Below are 16742 nucleotides of genomic sequence, written 5' to 3'. Positions count from 1 at the left end.
GAATCAGAGGGTGTGGCGTGTCACAGCACAGGCCTGGCATCGCCATCGACAAAGCGACATTCGATGGCCACCTCGCCACCTTGTCGAACGGGTTGCGTGTCTGTCATGCTGTTGCATCGTTGTCTGGCGTTTTTCCATTTGGTCGATGTCGACTCGTGTTGCTCGAGCGCGTGCTCTGAAGGACCGCCTGCTCGGTGCCCCGGGCTGTATGAGGAAGTTGCCGGATTTCGAATGCATTGGCGACGACACGGTGCGATTCCTTGAAAGTTACGATGCGAGACCTTGCAGATACCTCTGCACAAACAAGTTTCAACTTGAGTGCACTGCAGTTGAAGAATCCGAACCCAATTCACGTGAATCGGGAACGAGCACCGGAAAAATCGAAACGAGCTCAGCGCGGGAAAATTTCAGACGGGTGATAGCTGCACAGACATGCAAGCAGTTCACAAATATCCAGAATTAATTCCAGACATCCGCTTTCGAATTCAAAATTCGTGTTGCAACGAGACAGATCCTCGGCTCCCGGTTCGATCGTTTTCGCCTTGATTCCATCGACCTGAGCTCGACTTTCTCGATAAAAAAAGCCCGTCTCGACGAGACGGGCTTCTCTTCATTTCACTTCTCTCAGCGAAATTGAACTGCAGAAATAGGATCTTCAGATCACGACCGTCACACCTTGAGTGACAAGCACCTCTGCAGGCATATGGGAGTACACATAGACGTTGTAATAGACACCTGCCACCACCGCGGTCGGGGTCACCGTGCTCACAGCCCATGTGCCTGTGTCGGTTCCGTTATCGTGCAGGCCAGATAGCACGACGACATCGCCAGCATTGCCATTCAGCAGCATCTGTGTGTTGGGATCTGCGATATGGGCCGTCGAATTGCCAAGATTCATCACATCATTCACCGAAAGACGCAGCGTGTTGTTCCCACTGCCTGTGATGTCGATGGACTCGATCCTTGAAATCTTCCATCCATCGCTGAACCCGGATATCGCGGCAAGATCCAGTACTTGCCCTGCACCTGTCAGCGTCAAGGCATTCGAACCCTTTCCGCCATGCAGTCCACTATTCGACAGATTGAAATACGACGTGTCGTCCAGTATGAAGTTGGTCCCTGCATCGCTCGCGTAATAGTTCGCGTTGACCGTCGCATCGACGTGCTGTACCGCCACATTCACAGTGCCCGTCGATCCAGACGCGTAGTTCGACGCATTCCCCGCGGCATCGACCAGGCTCGCGCCATAGGCAGCGGAAGGTAGCTCAGCCAGGTAAGTCGCCGGTATCGACACATGCACGACACCTGCGGTTATATCGGCCGCTGTCAGCACTTGCTCGATGCGGTGATCACCCCAAGCCACGTTGACAGTGTTTCCAACCACGACCCCTCCGGCCAGTGCAACGGACAAATCGCTGCCGACCAACGTTACGCTGCTCGGTGCATTAGGCGCGGTTTCATCGAGCGTGACCAATTGGCTCGAGGTGGAAACGTTACCCTCATGATCCATTACCCGGGTTTGAATGGCCCAAGTGCCGAAATGAACATTCGTGTCGATCAGACTCCAGTTGTTGCCGCTGATGACGGGCGCGCGCCAATTGGCACCGCCATCGGTCGTCACTTCCACGGTGTCACCGGCTTCCAGAGGAGCTGAAAAAGTACCGTAGATACCTCGACCCGCATCACGATTGTTTGTCGAGAAGTTCGTGGTATCGACACCGCTGTCCTTGCTGATGGCCGACACGATGGCCCTGGCCGCCGGAGCCGTTGCATCCACCGTGAAGCCGATGGGGTTCGTCGGACCACTCGCGTTACCGGCCGGATCGGTCGCGGTTGCCGTGTAGGAGTGAAGCCCATCGGCCAACGGAGAGGTCAGTGGCGGAGTAAAACTCCAATTTCCCGCGCCATCAACCAGGACCGTTCCAATAGGGATGCCGTTGTCGAGCACAGTGACGATATTGCCCGCATCGGCTGTTCCGGAGAAGATGGGCGTCGAGTCATCGGTGGCACTGCCATCGGTAATCGGACCCGTGATGAGCCCTCGGTCGTCGATCAGACTGGTGACCGTCGGCGTAGCTGGCGCGACCGTATCAATGACGAGCGATTGCACCGCCGAGGACTTGGCGATGCCGCCTGCCAAATCCACCAGGTCGGCGCGGATGCTGTAGGTGCTCGGTGCCAGCACCGTGCCGGTGTAGTCGAAGCTCCAGGTACCGCCGACGACGGTGGTGTAGCCAATGTGCGATCCGTTGAGCAGCACATCCACGTTGGAGCCATTGGCTGCATCGCTCGTGCCGCGAAACACCAAGGTCGTGTCGTTGGTAAGAAAGTCGCTGGCGCTCACGCCGGTATCCGTCGTGATGCCGGTCACGGCGATCGCATTGAGTGTCAGTGGGTCGACGCCGCCGCCGGGAGTCGTCGTGCCGCTCGTGTCGACGACGAGCGCCTGAACCGCCGAGGACTTGGCGATGCCGCCTGCCAAGTCCACCAGGTCGGCGCGGATGCTGTAGGTGTTCGGTGCCAGCACCGTGCCGGTGTAGTCGAAGGTCCATACGCCACCCACGACAGTGGTGTAGCCGATGTGCGATCCGTTGAGCAGCACGTCCACGTTCGAGCCGTTGGCCGCATCGCTCGTGCCTCTGAAGATCAGAGTCGTGTCGCTCGTGTTGAAGTCGCTGGCGCTCACGCCGGTGTCCGTCGTGATGCCGGTCACGGCGATCGCGTTGAGTGTCAGTGGGTCGACGCCACCGCCAGGAATCGTGGTGCCACTCGTGTCGACGACGAGCGCCTGAACCGCCGAGGACTTGGCGATGCCGCCTGCCAAGTCCACCAGGTCGGCGCGGATGCTGTAAGTGTTCGGTGCCAGCACCGTGCCGGTGTAGTCGAAGGTCCATACGCCACCCACGACAGTGGTGTAGCCGATGTGCGATCCGTTGAGCAGCACGTCCACGTTCGAGCCGTTGGCCGCATCGCTCGTGCCTCTGAAGATCAGGGTCGTGTCGCTCGTGTTGAAGTCGCTGGCGCTCACGCCGGTGTCCGTCGTGATGCCGGTCACGGCGATCGCGTTGAGTGTCAGTGGGTCGACGCCACCGCCAGGAATCGTGGTGCCACTCGTGTCGACGACGAGCGCCTGGACTACCGAGGACTTGGCGATGCCGCCTGCCAAATCCACTAAGTCGGCGCGGATGCTGTAAGTGTTCGGTGCCAGCACCGTGCCGGTGTAGTCGAAGCTCCATACGCCACCCACGACAGTGGTGTAGCCGATGTGCGATCCGTTGAGCAGCACGTCCACGTTGGAGCCGTTGGCCGCATCGCTCGTGCCGCGGAAGATCAGGGTCGTGTCGCTCGTGTTGAAGTCGCTGGCGCTCACGCCTGTGTCCGTCGTGATGCCGGTCACGGCGATCGCATTGAGTGTCAGTGGGTCGACGCCACCGCCGGGAATCGTCGTGCCGCTCGTATCGACGACGAGCGCCTGGACTGCCGAGGACTTCGCTACATTTCCGGAAGAATCGACCAGATCCGCGCGCAGATTGTGATTGCCAGCACTCAGCGCCGTACTGCTGTAGTCGTAACTCCATGTGCCACTGACGACTGTCGTATAGCCAATGTGTCTTCCATCCAGCAGCACGTCGACTTTCGATCCATTGGCTGCATCGCTGGTACCACGGAAGATTAGCGTCGTATCGCTTGTGTTGAAGTCCGTCGCGCTCACACCGGTATCGGTCGTGATGCCGGTCACAGCAATATTATTCAAAGAAATCGGATCTACCCCACCACCCGGCAAGAGAGAACCGCTGGTATCGACAACGACAGTCCATGGAAGTGACAGTTCAGATGGATTTCCCGCCGCGTCAGTCGCCATGACGGTGATGGGATGCGATCCCTGATTCAGCGGCGATCCAGGCGTGAATTGCCAGTTCCCCGCCGCATCAGTCTTGGCGGTACCGATCGCTTGACCGCCATCGAAAAAGGTGAGTTTGCTTCCGGGTTCGGCCGTGCCCGAGAGCGTGGGGGTACTGTCATCACTTGGAGTTCCACTGGTCAAAGGAACCTGGATGGGGCCGACGTCATCTTTGGCAGCCAGAACAACTGGAGCTGACGGTGGAATGGAATCAACCAGGATGGTGAAAGGCGCAGTGGGAGCGCTCTCACCACCGGCCGCAGTCGTGACCGTGCTGGTCAGGTTGTGCGTGCCCTGCCCCAGGTCGACCGTTGGCGTGATGCTCCAGTCGCCGGTATGACTGTCGGCAGTCACCGTCCCCAATACGGTTCCATCCTCCTTGTAGAGAGTGACCAATCCGCCGGGCGTGGCCTTGCCGCTGACAGTTGGGCGCAGATCATCCGTGTATGCGCCGACCTCCAACGGACCGGTGATGTTGCCGACGTTGTCCAACACTTCGTTGATTGCCACGGTCACGGCACTCGTGTCGACGAAGAAGTTCAGGGGCGCCGTGGGTTGTGAGACGTTGCCAGCGGGGTCGGTCACGGTTGCTGTCAGTGCGTGAGGCCCATTCACCAGCGCTGTCGTCGGTGTGAAGCTCCAATTTCCAGTTGGGTCGACCTGCACCGTACCCAATACCGACGTTCCATCGCGCACAGTAACTTCGCTGCCCGGCTCCGCAGTGCCAGCGAAAGTGGGGGTGGCATCATCCGTGGTTTTGCCTTCGGTGATCGGTCCGGTCAGTGGACCCACGTTATCAGTCAGGGCGCCAATGGCCGGCGCGGGCGCAAGCGCATCGACAACGATTGCATACGGACCAGTAGGTGCGATGACATCGCCATTGGGCGTGACTGCTGTTGCGGTCAATGTATGCGGGCCGTCTGGCAGAGCAACCGCCGGTGTGATACTCCAATGGCCATCGGCGCCAGCCGTTGCACTGCCCAATACGACATTGGTCTCGCTCAGCAATGTGACGATCGAACCCGGCTGCGCCGTGCCTCTGACCGTCGGAGTGGCATCGTTCGTGAGCCCGCCCGGTGCAATGTCGGCAACAGGCCCCACATCGTCGATGACGTCCGTGATAGCCGTCGCGGTGGGCAATCCGCCAGTGGCCAGCTGAAAATCGAATGCCGCGGAGGGAGCGCCGAAGTTGCCGACGGCGTCCATTGCAGTTGCCGTGATGTGGTGCGCGCCGTTGAGCAATGGCGTCGACGGCGTGAAGGTCCACGTGCCTGCCGCGCCTACCGTCGCGGTTCCGATCTGCGCCGTGCCGTCCTTGATAACGACGGTCGTATTGGGTTCAGCAGTCCCATTGAAGACAGGACGGGAATCATCAGTGGGCGTGACGGACCCATTGATCAGCGGCCCCGTGCTCGTACCCTGATCATCCACAACCGACGTGATCACGGTCGCTGTGGTTGGCCCTTGGGTATCAACCTCGAAATTGATCGGCACGGTTGGAGGGCTGGAGTTCCCGAACGGATCGATGACCGTTGCGGTCAGCGAGTGAGCTCCCTCTGCCAACTCCTTGCTTGGCGTGAATGACCAATAGCCCGACGGGCCAACCAGAACCGAACCCAATACGGCATCGCCATCGCGCACCACCACTGTAGTTCCTGGCGTAGCCTTACCCGCCAAGGTTGGCTCTTGATCATCGGTGATGGTGCCGTTGACGATCTGCCCCTGAATCGGGCCTACGTCATCGGTCAGGCTGTTGATGACGGCAGGTGCGAGGCTCACGGTCGTCGCGCTAGCGGGAGGGCTGACGTTACCGGCCGGATCGGTCACCGTGGCCGTCCACTCGCCAGCCGGCACTGCGGGCATGTCGATTTCAAGCTCGAAATGCCCTTCGGCATCCACCGTGGTGATATGGGTGGTCCCCGTGGGATCAGTGATGGTGACGGTGCCTCCTGGCTCTCCGGAGCCCGAAATATTCGGCTTGCCGTTACCGTCCGGATCAGTCACCGTGAATGCAGGAGCAGCCGGTGCGGTGGCGTCGATGGTCACCGCGAGCGTTGGACTTGACGGCGTGGTCCCGGCCGGATTGCTCCAGCCGTAACCCAGCGTATGCGATCCGTCGGCCAGCGGCGTCGTGGGCGTCAGTGTGCTCGTGGCCGCATCGTAGATAGCCGGCTTGATGACGCCATCCACATACAGCACCGCGGCAGTCACGCCTGCCGGGAGCGCACCGATGTGCAAGCCAGGCGTGTTGTCGTCCGTCAGCGGAGCGGTGCTGTTCGTGCTTTGTACGGGCCCCACATTGTCCAGATACCCGCTCGGCGCCTGCAGGGGCGTCGCCGGCATCACCACCGCAGATCCGCCACCGCCGCCACCACTGCCACCAGCGATCACCGCAGCAGCCCCAAGACCGATCGCTCCGATTGCCCATGGCGACAACGTACTGGCCAAGGCGACCGGGGCGAAACCATCCATCAGCAGCGGCGCCGCACAGGCACCAGGCGCAACCGTGATGTCGACCGGCAAACCTGTCAACGCCATGTGCGTTGTGTCGCCATCGATCAGGATCGCGATCGGATTGTCAGTGTCAGGCTGCGACGGTGCGTACTCGACGTATTGACCCTGGTCATTCAGGCCCAGCAACTGACAACCGACTTGAGGATAGTAGCCCTCCAGAACGATGTCGGTCGACTCACCGCCCTGACCCGAGTCGTCATCGACATGAAGCAAGAGGTCGTTTCCCTTGCGGCTGAGCAATACCTTCTTCGGACCTTTTCCCGTGAGTTGATCCACCAGTTCAACATGAATATCCGCCCCGACCGGAAATCTGTTGATCGCACCCGGCTTGGCAGCAAATGACGTAATGCCAGACTGAGTGTCGTGAAACTTGATGAAAAGCTGCTGGGCCATGGTATGAAATAGATGTGAGTTCGGACTAGAGAGACGTAATTCGGGGGCTTCGATGCCTCGCAACACAGGCCATGCGCCGTGATCGAACCTCTTGGCAACTGCGGTCGCGTCAACCACGAATGTCATTCATGGCTGCTTCCCGGCCATAGACGGCAATAGTGAAACCTGCCTGAAAGCCACAAAGCAAGAATCGGCACGGGCACCGACGCGGCCGAGTTTCAACTCAACGAATCGATCATCGAGCCCCCAGAACTCAATTCACAGAAAAAGGGAATAAGCACCCGAAAAACAGGGATGAGCTCACGAAAGATCGCCAAGAAGTGAAGGTCGGTGCGGAGTCGTCACCTGAATGGACTTCAGTACATGCGACTGGCTGGCATGCATTGCCTCATCAGGCTGAAGCCAAAATGCTCTCGTTTGTTGATTCGATCTCAATAATTGACGATTCAATCCTTGAAGGCTGCGACAGAAAGAGGCGTGCTTAACATTCGCCCCCTTCCGTCAATCACCCTCGGGGCAACAGCTTGGAACCCTTTCGACCGATACGACAGTGCCAACCGTCGTTCTCCTTGCGCGAGGGACTACCCCATCAGCCTTTTGGACGTCTGACTCTCAAACTCACCACGCTGGTAACGGCACTCTTCTTCTTCACGGGAGCAGAGGCGTTGACGCTTCCGGATCTTCTCCGCGCCGCCTCCGACACACATCCCACCATCCAGGCCGCACGCCAGGGAATCAATGCGGCCAACGAAGATCTTGACGCTGCACAGCGCCAGTATTGGCCGACGTTTTCTGCATCGGTCGAGTCCGGCCCCACCAACAGCACTGAAGCACCTGCGCGCCTACTTCGTGCCGAACAGACGCTTTGGGACTTCGGCCGAACAAAGGCCAATGTCAGTGTTTCCGAGCGCTCGGTCGATGTCGCCAGCGCAGCGCTTGAGGCGCAGCGGCAGACCATCGGTCTTCAGGTCATCGACGCCTGGCGCACGCTACAGGCAAGCTATGGGCGTATCAATGTCTCGCAGAACATGCTGAAGCAGTTGGCATCACACGAATCGATGATGCTGCGACGCGTTGCCGGAGAGCTTTCCACGCAGATCGACCTCGATCTGGTCCGTTCGCGAATACTGCAAGGTCGCGTGGAGTTGACCCAGGCGCAGACCAGCGTCCAGGTTTCCATCACGCGACTCCAGAACCTCACCGGCTTGCAGAACCTCGAAACGGCACTTTCTACGCCCCCGCCTCTGCCCTCGCGGGCCGACCTCGACAAGCAGTCGCAACTGCTCAATCAGGTCGACTGGGATGCCGCCGCCAATCGACAGCCAGCCGTGACGCGTGCCATCGAAGAAATGCACGTGGGCAATGAGCGCATCAACGCCAAAGCGGCAGAGTCGCGACCGCAGATTTATGCCCGGCTCGACCAGACCATCAACGGCCGAAAGGACACCGGTGCTTACATCGGGGTGCGATACACCCCGGGCGCAGGGTTTTCCACATGGGTCGAGGCACGTGCACTCGCCGCCCGTGCATTGGCCCTCGAAGAGAGCGCACAGGCCGCGCGGATCGAAGCGCGCCAGACGCTCGACCTCGACCGGGATGATCTGCGCGACAACGGCGTCAGAGCGCAGGCGCTGGATCTGGCAGTGCAAGGTGCGCAACGCGTCTTCGAGTCGTACGAGAGGCAATTCACGGCTGGCCGAAAGAGCTGGATCGACCTGATGAATGCGGTTCGCGAGGTGGCGCAGAACGCCTACACGCTGGTGGACACGCGCGCTGCACAAGCCTCTGCCCTGTATCGGCTTCAGTTGCGCGTGGATCCAGAAATGATCGGGGTTCCGGTCGATCTATCGCTTGAATCAACTCCCGGAGGTGACGGCACCAAGCCAGGATCGAAGGTTGTCGACGCGCCCGCGGAGATTGCATCGAGCCGGGCGGAGATTGTCAGCGAGACCACACCCGTGTTGAAGCCTGCCGACTTGCATGTCGAAGTGTTGCCTGCCATGGCCGATTCCGCCGCCGAAGCACCTCCTGCGCTCCCGCCTGTATCGAGCCTCTCCGAGGCGCCTATCGAGGTCACACAAAGCCGAGACGAGGTTCAGGCCGAAGCCATTCCCTCGTTGAGGGTCGCACGTTCAATCAGCTGGCCCACGTCAGCTCAGGTCCAAGCCGCAATCGCATCCCCTTGAAAGTTCAAAGTGCAAACGCCTCCCACCCCCTCTCCCAAGGCGGAAGCCAATGAAGGTCTTCGTTGGGCTCTTGATGCTGCGACGCGCACACACGGCATCGTCCTCGACTCCATGCGTTTGCAGGAAGGCTTGTCGAAAGTCGATGGACGTCAGGGTTTGGTGATTGTCAATCGTGTGATGGTGGCGCTGGGCTACGAGCCTGCGGTGCGCCACACTCATCCCGATCGATCCTGCCTTCCAATGCTGACCTACCTGCCCGAACTGGGTTGGGGCCTCGTTGTCGACCGCGAACCGGACGGATACTGGCAAGTTAATTTCCCATCAGACAGTCGCAAGCTGCCGAACGAGGCTTTACGCAATTGTTGCGTCGAACTGCGCCTTTCAAACGTGCTGCTCGATCAGGTTGGAGCCGATGCAACGGGCCGTGAACCCAAGACCTTCACGGCCGTGCTTTCCGCAGCCATGCGCCCCTATCACACCAGCATGGCGGAAGCGCTCGTGGCGTCCCTCTTCATCGGCATGCTTGCGCTGGTCACGTCACTTTTCTCAATGCAGGTCTATGACCGAGTGATTCCGACCAAAGGGGAATACACGCTGGTCGTTCTCAGCGTCGGCGTGACGCTCAGCATCCTGTTCGAACTGGTCATGAAATTTGCACGATCACACATCATGGATCATGTGGCCGTGGGCATGGACAACCGCCTTTCACCGGCGATCTTCCAGCGACTTTTGAACCTCCGTGTGGACCAGCTTCCACCTTCTGTCGGCAGTCTGGTCTCGCAACTCCGGGGATATGAACAGGTGCGCGGCTTCTACACCGCCAGTACCTTGTTCGCATTCGTGGACCTGCCCATCGGTCTCCTGTTCCTGGTCGTCATTGCACTCGTTGCCAGCCCGATCGTCGCGGTGGTTCCGCTGGTGATGGGCGGCATGGCACTCAGCGTCGGCATTCTGGGACGACGACGGATCATGAAGCTCGCCGCGCAAGGCGCACAGCTGAGCAACATGAAGACAGGTCTTCTCGTCGAAGCCGTGGAAGGTGTTGAAACCATCAAGGCCGGATCCGGTGGCTGGAAGTTTCTTTCACGATGGACGCGCATCAATGCGACCACCATTCATAACGATCTGAAACTCAAGACCGCTAACGAGAGCACTCACTTCTTCGCTGGAGCAATCCAACAGATTGGCTATACGGGCGTGATCGTAGTCGGGTCCGTGCTGGTCATGCGAGGCGACATGACGACAGGCTCCCTCATCGCGTGCTCCATCTTGAGCGGACGCATCATCGCTCCAATCCTGACGCTTCCGAGCATCATGGTCCAGTACGCACATGCACGTGCCGCGCTCGACGGCCTTAATCGCCTCTACGAGTTGAAAACCGACAACCACGGTGTGGAAAGGGTCCTCATTCCGGAACGCCTTCAGGGAAACTTCCGTCTCGATGGCGTTAAATTTTCTTACGGTGACAACCCACCTGCATTGATCGTACCGGGCCTGGACATTCAGGCCGGCGAGCGCGTGGGCATTCTCGGCCCCATCGGCTCGGGCAAGTCCACCTTGCTGCGCCTGTTGAGCGGGCTGTATGCACCGGTCGAAGGCAGGGTGCTGATCGATGGTCTCGACATTTCTCATGTGAGTCGCGAGGTCATTAATCGGCAGACGGGCTATCTGCAGCAGGAGCACCGACTCTTTCAAGGCACTCTGCGGGAGAACCTGTTGATCGGCATGCCCGACCCAGGTGATGAGATCTTCAGACGCGCGATGCAGCGAACCGGTATGGATCAGTTCGTCCAGAGTCACCCAAAAGGTCTCGACCGTCTGATCATGGAAGGAGGGAAAGGCCTGAGCGGTGGCCAGCGTCAATTGCTGGCATTCACCCGGCTGGTGCTGGCAGACACCCCCATTCTGCTGCTCGACGAGCCAACAGCCAACATGGACCAGGATCAGGAAAAGCGCTGTCTCGACGTGCTCACGCAGGAAGCTCAGGCCGGCAAGACCATCGTCATCGTCACGCACAAGCCCAGCTTGCTGCCACTCGTCAATCGGCTGATCGTGATCAATGGCAACCGCATCATGCTCGACGGCCCTCGCGACGAAGTACTGGCCAAATTCACTGCTCGCGCCCCCCTGCCAGCGTCCCCTCCCGTGAGCAGGCCAGTTGCCATCGCAACAACTGCTGCCTGAGATGAAAGCCAACGACATGTCCGCCGCTCCGTCCACCTCCGTCGTACTCAAGGACGATCTTCCTCGCCCTCGAAAATCCCGCATCGGCATCGCAATCATGGTCACGGGCCTGGTGGCTCTTCTCGTGTGGGCCGCATTCTCCAACATCGACCAGGTCACGCGCGCTCAGGCACGCGTCATCGCAGCCGAGCGCTCCCAGGTAATACAGGCGCCGGATGCAGGCGTGGTCACCAAGCTGCACGTGCGGGAGGGCGACAAGGTCAAGACCGGCCAGTTGCTTGTCACACTCGAGAAAGAGCGAGCCCAGGCGGGTGTGGATGACAGCAAGGCCAAGGTTGCTGCGTTGCGCATCACCGTGGCCCGTTTGCAGGCAGAGGTATACGGGAAACCTCTGCGATTCGACAGCGACCTGCAGGCTTATGGCGACTACATCCGCAATCAGACCGATCTCTACAACCGCCGCCAGACTGCATTCAGCGAAGACATCAGTTCACTGCAGCGCATTCTGAAGATCGCGAACCGGGAATTGCAGATCAACTCTCAACTGGTCACTTCCGGCGACGTCAGCGCCGCTGAAGTATTGCGCCTGGAACGCAGTGCCGCCGACATCAATGCGCAGATCGCAAACCGCCGCAACAAATACTTCCAGGATGCACAGACCGATATGACCAAAGCGCAGGAAGATCTGAATACGCAACAGGAGATGCTGCGCGATCGCAGCCAGTTGCTTGACCATACGGAACTCCTGGCGCCCACCAATGGCATCGTCAACAACATCCGCACCACGACGCTAGGGGCCGTGCTCAGGCCGGGCGACACCGTACTCGAAATTTCGCCCACCGATGGCGACCTGATCGCCGAGGCCAAAGTCAGCCCGTCGGATATCGCATTCGTCGAAGTGGGGCAAGCCGCATTCGTCAAGCTCGATGCCTACGACTCCTCCATATTCGGCTCATTGATGGGCCGAGTAAGCTACATCAGCCCTGACTCGCTGACGGAAGACACGCGTCAAGGCCCGACCAGCTACTACCGCGTGCATGTACTGGTGAAGGAGTCGGAGTTCAAAGGCAAAAAAGGACAAGAAATCCAGATGCGGCCGGGCTTGACTGCCACTGTCGAGATCAAGGCGCGAGAACGCACGGTTCTCAGCTACCTGACAAAACCCATCAGCAAGACGTTGAACAATTCCTTGGGAGAGCGATAGCGGGCATCGTCTACGCAGACGCGGGTGCAACAGGCGAACGTGCCAGCGCGATCCAGAACGACACCTGCCCCAGAACCGCGGCGCACAGCAGCACCGTCACGGCCGAGACCGCCGGGTTGCTGTGGCCCACGGCCGCCAGCGCAGTGCAGACCGCACCGACGGCCATTTGCATGAAGCCGTAGATGCCGGCCGCCGAGCCGACCCGCAGCGGATCGACGCTGACCGCCTTGGTCAAGGCAGCCGGGCTGCTCATGCCGGCGCCACAGGTGTAGAGAAACATCCAGGCCATGATCGACACCACCCCGATGTGCCCCAGCCACACGGTGGCTGCCAGGCCCGCGGCGCTGACGACGCTCACGGCGTTGCCGCCCAGCAGCAAGCGCTCGATCGACACCGTGCGGATCAACCGGCTGGTCAATGCATTGCCGACCGCCATGCCGGCCATCAGCATGCCGAGGTAGAAGCCGACCTCATGGAGCGGCCGATGCAACTGGGTCGCGAAGATGAACGGCGCGGCAGCGATGAAGGCGTAGAACGAGGTCGTCGTGCAGCCGCCACCCAGCGCGAATCCGACGAAGCGCCGCGAGCCGATCAGGCTGCGGTAGTCCTTCAGCAGGATGCCGACGCTGAACTGCCGGCTCGGCCGACCGGTTTCCGGCAGCATCCGCCAGGTCAGCAGCAGCGTGATGGCGCCGGCCGAAGCCAGCACCCAGAAGACCGGCCGCCAGCCGAAGGTCGATGAAATCAGGCCGCCGACGACCGGTGCCAGGCCGGGGCCCATCATCATCATCAGGTTCATCAGCGCGAGTTGCCGCACGGCCTTGTCCGACTGCGTGGTGTCCCGCACGATGGCGCGCCCCAGCACCAGGCCGGCACAGCCGCCGAGCGCCTGCATCAGGCGCGCGGCGACCAGCGCGTGAACGTCCGGCGCCAGCGCCGCCGCGATCCCTGCCGCGGTGTAGAGCGCAAGCCCTGCGAGCAGCGCCGGCCGGCGCCCCACCGCATCGGACAGCGGGCCGTAGAAGAGCTGGCCGGCAGCAAGGCCCAGGATGTAGAGGCTGATCGTGCGCTGCATCTCGCCGACGCTGGCGTGCAGGCCGAGTGTCGCGATCGGCAATGCCGGCACGAAGATGTGCATCGCCATGGTGCCGCTGAGCGTGATGATCACCAGCAGCCAGATCGGCGGCGCGCGCCGTGGAACAGGCATCCAGTTCATGCGGCGTGCTCCAGTGCGGGCTGCTGCAGCGCCTCGGAAATCCGGCTCATCACCCCGAACGCCGCTTCCAGCTCGTCCGCCGAAACCACCGCCAGGACGCGCTTGCGCGCATCGCGCGCGATGACCTCGACCTGCGCCACGATGTCCAGGCCGCGCGGCGTGAGGCCGATCGTCTTCGCCCGCCGGTCGACGTGCTCCATGCGCTCGACCAGGCCGCCCGACTCCAGCGTGTCGAGCAGCCGCACCACGGAGGAGCTGTCGAGCGACATCGACAGCGCCAGGTCTTTCTGGCGCATCGGCTCCGGTGCGCGCGCCAGGTGCAAAAGCGCGAGCCAGGTGGCTTCGGTCAATCCCAGGCCCAGCGGCTGCAGCTCGCGGTCGAGTAGGCGACGCCACTGGCGCGTCGATTGCGCCATCAGCGAGAAGAAGGTTTCGTGGATCTGGGATCGGGACGGAAGTGGCTGCGTCATTCAATCATGGTCTGCCAATTAGTGACATGCCATCTATTGATGATGCAACAAACTGCCAACCCGACGCGAATACAGGGTTTTGCCGGATGTCCGTTGCAGCGCCGGCGAGCCGGTATCGGCCGGCGCCAGCGAAACGGCGACGCAGCGGCGACTCAGTCGGTCGTGAAGACCGTGAGCACGCCCGTGTAGCCGTAGAGATGGTGGCGCGCAATCTCGCCGCCCGCGAAGAAGCCCACCAGCGGCACGTCGCCCAGCGCATGCCGGACGATCTGCAGCTCGGCGCTCGGCGCGCCGAAGTGCGGACCGCCTCGGCCGGAACAGCTCACATAGACCGCACCCGCGATGCGCCGGGCCGGATGCGGCGCCGATTCCGCCTCGCCCGCCGAGAGCGCACGGGCGGTTGCCAGCGTCTGCTCCTCCGGCTCGAGCTCCTCGCGGATCTCGGCGCAGATGCGCATCAGGTCGGTGCGCGCCGTCTGTGCATTGCGACGGCAGAAGCTCAGGCGCATGCCCGCCTCCGCGGTGTCGGCGATCGCCACGCCGCGACGCGTCGGATCGAGCCCGATGATGTGGCGCACCAGCACGTCGGCGCCCAGGTCGCCGGTGCGGCGGATGCCGTCGCTGCCGGCGTCCGACAGGCCGACCATCGTGGCGCGCACGGTTTCGATCGCCGGTTGCGGACGGTCGAGCGATATCTTGAGGTCGCGCAGCAACACGTCGAGCGCAGGTTCGCCGTCGATCCGCAGGATCAGGTTGCCATCGACCTCGGTGACCTCGTGCTCGACCGAGACCGGCTGGCAACCTTGCGTGATGCGCGAGACGAGCCGCACGCCCTCGCCGAAGACAACGCCAGACATCCCACCCGAAAACACGCCGCCCGCCGCACCTTGGCCACGGATGTTGCCGTTGCCGCCGACCGCGAACTGCAACGATCCGCCACGGCCCGACGACAGGCCGCCGAACAGGTAGCCGGTGTCGGTGCGGCCGGCCATCTCGGCGATCAATTCAGGCAGATCGGGCGTCGACGGGTCCGCGTGGATCAGCGCCGTGTGGGCCTCGAAGCCGCTCATCTCGGAGCTGCCGAGCGGCGCGACGCCGGAGAACACGCGGTACTGGTCGCTTGGCAAGGCGCAGAGCATCACGCTGAGCGCCGGTTCGTCGAAGTACTCGGCGTTGCTGGCCGCCACGCCGATGCCGACCGTGCCGGACCAGTCGGTCACCTCGGGGAGTTCGGAACTCAGGTGGTCGAGAAGCTGTTGCGCATCGGCCGCGTAATGGTCGGTGATGTAGAGCAGGCCCAGCGTCGGCGCGCTTTCGTGATCGGGAAGCGCCATCTGGGCGCGCAACTGGGCCAGCACGAGGCCGGCCGCCATGCGCCACTGCGGATGGGTCGCATGGCCGGAAGGAAAGAGTTTCATTCGAGAGATCTGTGGGTTATTCGGGGCGCCCGCCTGCGGCGCGACGGCGCGACGCGGTGGCGGCCTTCTTCGCTGCGGGCTTCTTGCGGGCGGCGGGCTTGCGCGGCGACGGCTTGCGCGCTGAGGCGCCTGCTGCTGCAGCGCCTGCAACCGTGGCCGCCTTCACCGCGCCGCTCATGGCCTGGCCGACCTGGTTCATGGCGTCCGCCATCGGCTGCGCCATGGCGGGCATCTTGAGATTCGACGCGTCCTGCAGCGCAGTCGTCGCGATCTGCTGGAACTGCTGTGTCAGGGCGCCCCACCACTGCATCGGATCGACCACGCCGGCGGCGGGCTGGTCCTCGCCGGCGGGTTGCGCTTCGGGTTCAGGCGTCGGACTGGCGGCAGGCTCGGGCGGCGCGGCATGCGGCGTGGTGGCGCGGGTGAACGCGTTGGCCAGGTCTTCCATCCGCACGTTCATGCCGCGCAGCGTGGAAAGCGTCATCTTCTGGACTTCGAGTGCCTGGATGGTGGCCTTCAGTGCGTGGCCGTTCTGCTCGAGCCAGTACTGCACCGTCTTCAGTTCCTGGATGCGCTTCTCGACCTCTTCCACGCTGAGCGTCGGTGCCACCCAGTTCGACATGCCGGGCATGCCGGGAACGGCGCCACCGGCCTTGGTGCTGGCCGACGCCAGGTTCTTGAGGAAGTCGAAGCCCGGGACGAACTGGCTGAAATCGAAAGAGGGGGGCGCGTCGCTCATGGAGTCTCTCCTGCGGGGATCTTCGGCGGAGCAGCTTACTCCACGGCAGGCGCGTTCATGTGTGCCGCGGGCCAATGGGTGATACCGATAATCCCGGTCATGCACAGCATCTTCCACCTCGCCTTCCACGTGCGCGACCTCGATGAAGCCCGGCGCTTCTACGGCGGCGTGCTCGGCTGCGCCGAAGGCCGCAGCACCGACACCTGGGTCGACTTCGACTTCTTCGGCCACCAGATCTCGCTGCACCTGGGCGAGCCCTTCGCCACCGCGCGCACCGGCCGCGTCGGCGACGCGATGGTGCCGATGCCGCATTTCGGCATCGTGCTCGAGCTGCCCGACTGGCAGGCGATGGCCGGCCGGCTGCAAGCCGCCGGCACCGACTTCGTGCTGAAGCCGCAGGTGCGCTTCGAGAACCAACCCGGCGAGCAGTGGACGATGTTCTTCTGCGACCCCTTCGGCAATCCGATCGAGGCCAAGGGCTTCCGCTCGCTGGCCACCGTCTACGACAAGTAACGGC

General features: G+C 61.9%; 9 protein-coding genes. 4 read left to right on the top strand and 5 right to left on the bottom strand.

From position 1 onward, the window contains the following. Positions 1 to 655: 655 nt before the first annotated feature. On the bottom strand, positions 656 to 6934 hold the full coding sequence (locus tag AC07PZ_RS24285) for an Ig-like domain-containing protein (protein ID WP_495297714.1): 6279 nt from the start codon (positions 6932 to 6934) through the stop codon (positions 656 to 658). A gap of 539 nt (positions 6935 to 7473) precedes the next feature. On the opposite strand from AC07PZ_RS24285, the gene AC07PZ_RS24280 reads away from it, so the two are divergent. The 3 genes from AC07PZ_RS24280 to AC07PZ_RS24270 are packed head-to-tail and all read left to right on the top strand — an operon-like array spanning position 7474 to position 12382. After that, the gene (locus tag AC07PZ_RS24280) at positions 7474 to 8994 is read left to right on the top strand and encodes a TolC family protein (protein WP_495297713.1); all 1521 of its coding nucleotides are present in this window, start codon (positions 7474 to 7476) and stop codon (positions 8992 to 8994) included. A 9-nt stretch (positions 8995 to 9003) separates the two neighbouring features. Next, complete coding sequence (locus AC07PZ_RS24275; protein ID WP_495297712.1) at positions 9004 to 11178, top strand: ATP-binding cassette domain-containing protein; 2175 nt, start codon at positions 9004 to 9006, stop codon at positions 11176 to 11178. Position 11179: 1 nt separating this feature from the next. Continuing rightward, positions 11180 to 12382, top strand: a complete 1203-nt coding sequence (locus tag AC07PZ_RS24270) for a beta-barrel domain-containing protein (protein WP_495297711.1) — start codon at positions 11180 to 11182, stop codon at positions 12380 to 12382. 10 nt (positions 12383 to 12392) lie between these two features. Here AC07PZ_RS24270 and AC07PZ_RS24265 read toward each other — a convergent pair whose 3' ends face one another. The 4 genes from AC07PZ_RS24265 to AC07PZ_RS24250 all read right to left on the bottom strand — a co-directional run bounded on the left by AC07PZ_RS24265 (position 12393) and on the right by AC07PZ_RS24250 (position 16225). Then, complete coding sequence (locus tag AC07PZ_RS24265; RefSeq protein WP_495297710.1) at positions 12393 to 13598, bottom strand: multidrug effflux MFS transporter; 1206 nt, start codon at positions 13596 to 13598, stop codon at positions 12393 to 12395. Beyond that, positions 13595 to 14068, bottom strand: coding sequence for a MarR family winged helix-turn-helix transcriptional regulator (locus tag AC07PZ_RS24260; protein WP_495297709.1), 474 nt, complete (start codon positions 14066 to 14068; stop codon positions 13595 to 13597). The genes AC07PZ_RS24265 and AC07PZ_RS24260 overlap by 4 nt, the downstream gene beginning before the upstream one ends. A gap of 152 nt (positions 14069 to 14220) precedes the next feature. Then, positions 14221 to 15486: an FIST signal transduction protein gene (locus AC07PZ_RS24255; RefSeq protein WP_495297708.1), complete on the bottom strand. Its 1266-nt coding sequence runs from the start codon at positions 15484 to 15486 to the stop codon at positions 14221 to 14223. A 16-nt stretch (positions 15487 to 15502) separates the two neighbouring features. Next, complete coding sequence (locus AC07PZ_RS24250; protein ID WP_495297707.1) at positions 15503 to 16225, bottom strand: PhaM family polyhydroxyalkanoate granule multifunctional regulatory protein; 723 nt, start codon at positions 16223 to 16225, stop codon at positions 15503 to 15505. Between the two features lie 99 nt (positions 16226 to 16324). Between AC07PZ_RS24250 and AC07PZ_RS24245 the strand changes: the two genes are divergently transcribed. Then, positions 16325 to 16738 (top strand): VOC family protein, encoded by a 414-nt coding sequence (locus AC07PZ_RS24245; RefSeq protein WP_495297706.1) that lies wholly within the window; start codon positions 16325 to 16327, stop codon positions 16736 to 16738. Positions 16739 to 16742: the final 4 nt, after the last annotated feature.

Source organism: Variovorax sp. GW821-FHT10B04 (assembly GCF_059415645.1).
Note: the sequence above shows the minus strand (reverse complement) of the source record. Positions and strands in the feature narration are given on the sequence as shown.

What these genes read in the sequence shown, in the direction of transcription:
- AC07PZ_RS24285 (WP_495297714.1), bottom strand. Translation starts at nt 6,934, where the DNA reads ATGACATTCGTGGTTGACGCGACCGCAGTTGCCAAGAGGTTCGATCAC.
- AC07PZ_RS24270 (WP_495297711.1), top strand. Translation starts at nt 11,180, where the DNA reads ATGAAAGCCAACGACATGTCCGCCGCTCCGTCCACCTCCGTCGTACTC.
- AC07PZ_RS24265 (WP_495297710.1), bottom strand. Translation starts at nt 13,598, where the DNA reads ATGAACTGGATGCCTGTTCCACGGCGCGCGCCGCCGATCTGGCTGCTG.
- AC07PZ_RS24260 (WP_495297709.1), bottom strand. Translation starts at nt 14,068, where the DNA reads ATGACGCAGCCACTTCCGTCCCGATCCCAGATCCACGAAACCTTCTTC.
- AC07PZ_RS24255 (WP_495297708.1), bottom strand. Translation starts at nt 15,486, where the DNA reads ATGAAACTCTTTCCTTCCGGCCATGCGACCCATCCGCAGTGGCGCATG.
- AC07PZ_RS24250 (WP_495297707.1), bottom strand. Translation starts at nt 16,225, where the DNA reads ATGAGCGACGCGCCCCCCTCTTTCGATTTCAGCCAGTTCGTCCCGGGC.
- AC07PZ_RS24245 (WP_495297706.1), top strand. Translation starts at nt 16,325, where the DNA reads ATGCACAGCATCTTCCACCTCGCCTTCCACGTGCGCGACCTCGATGAA.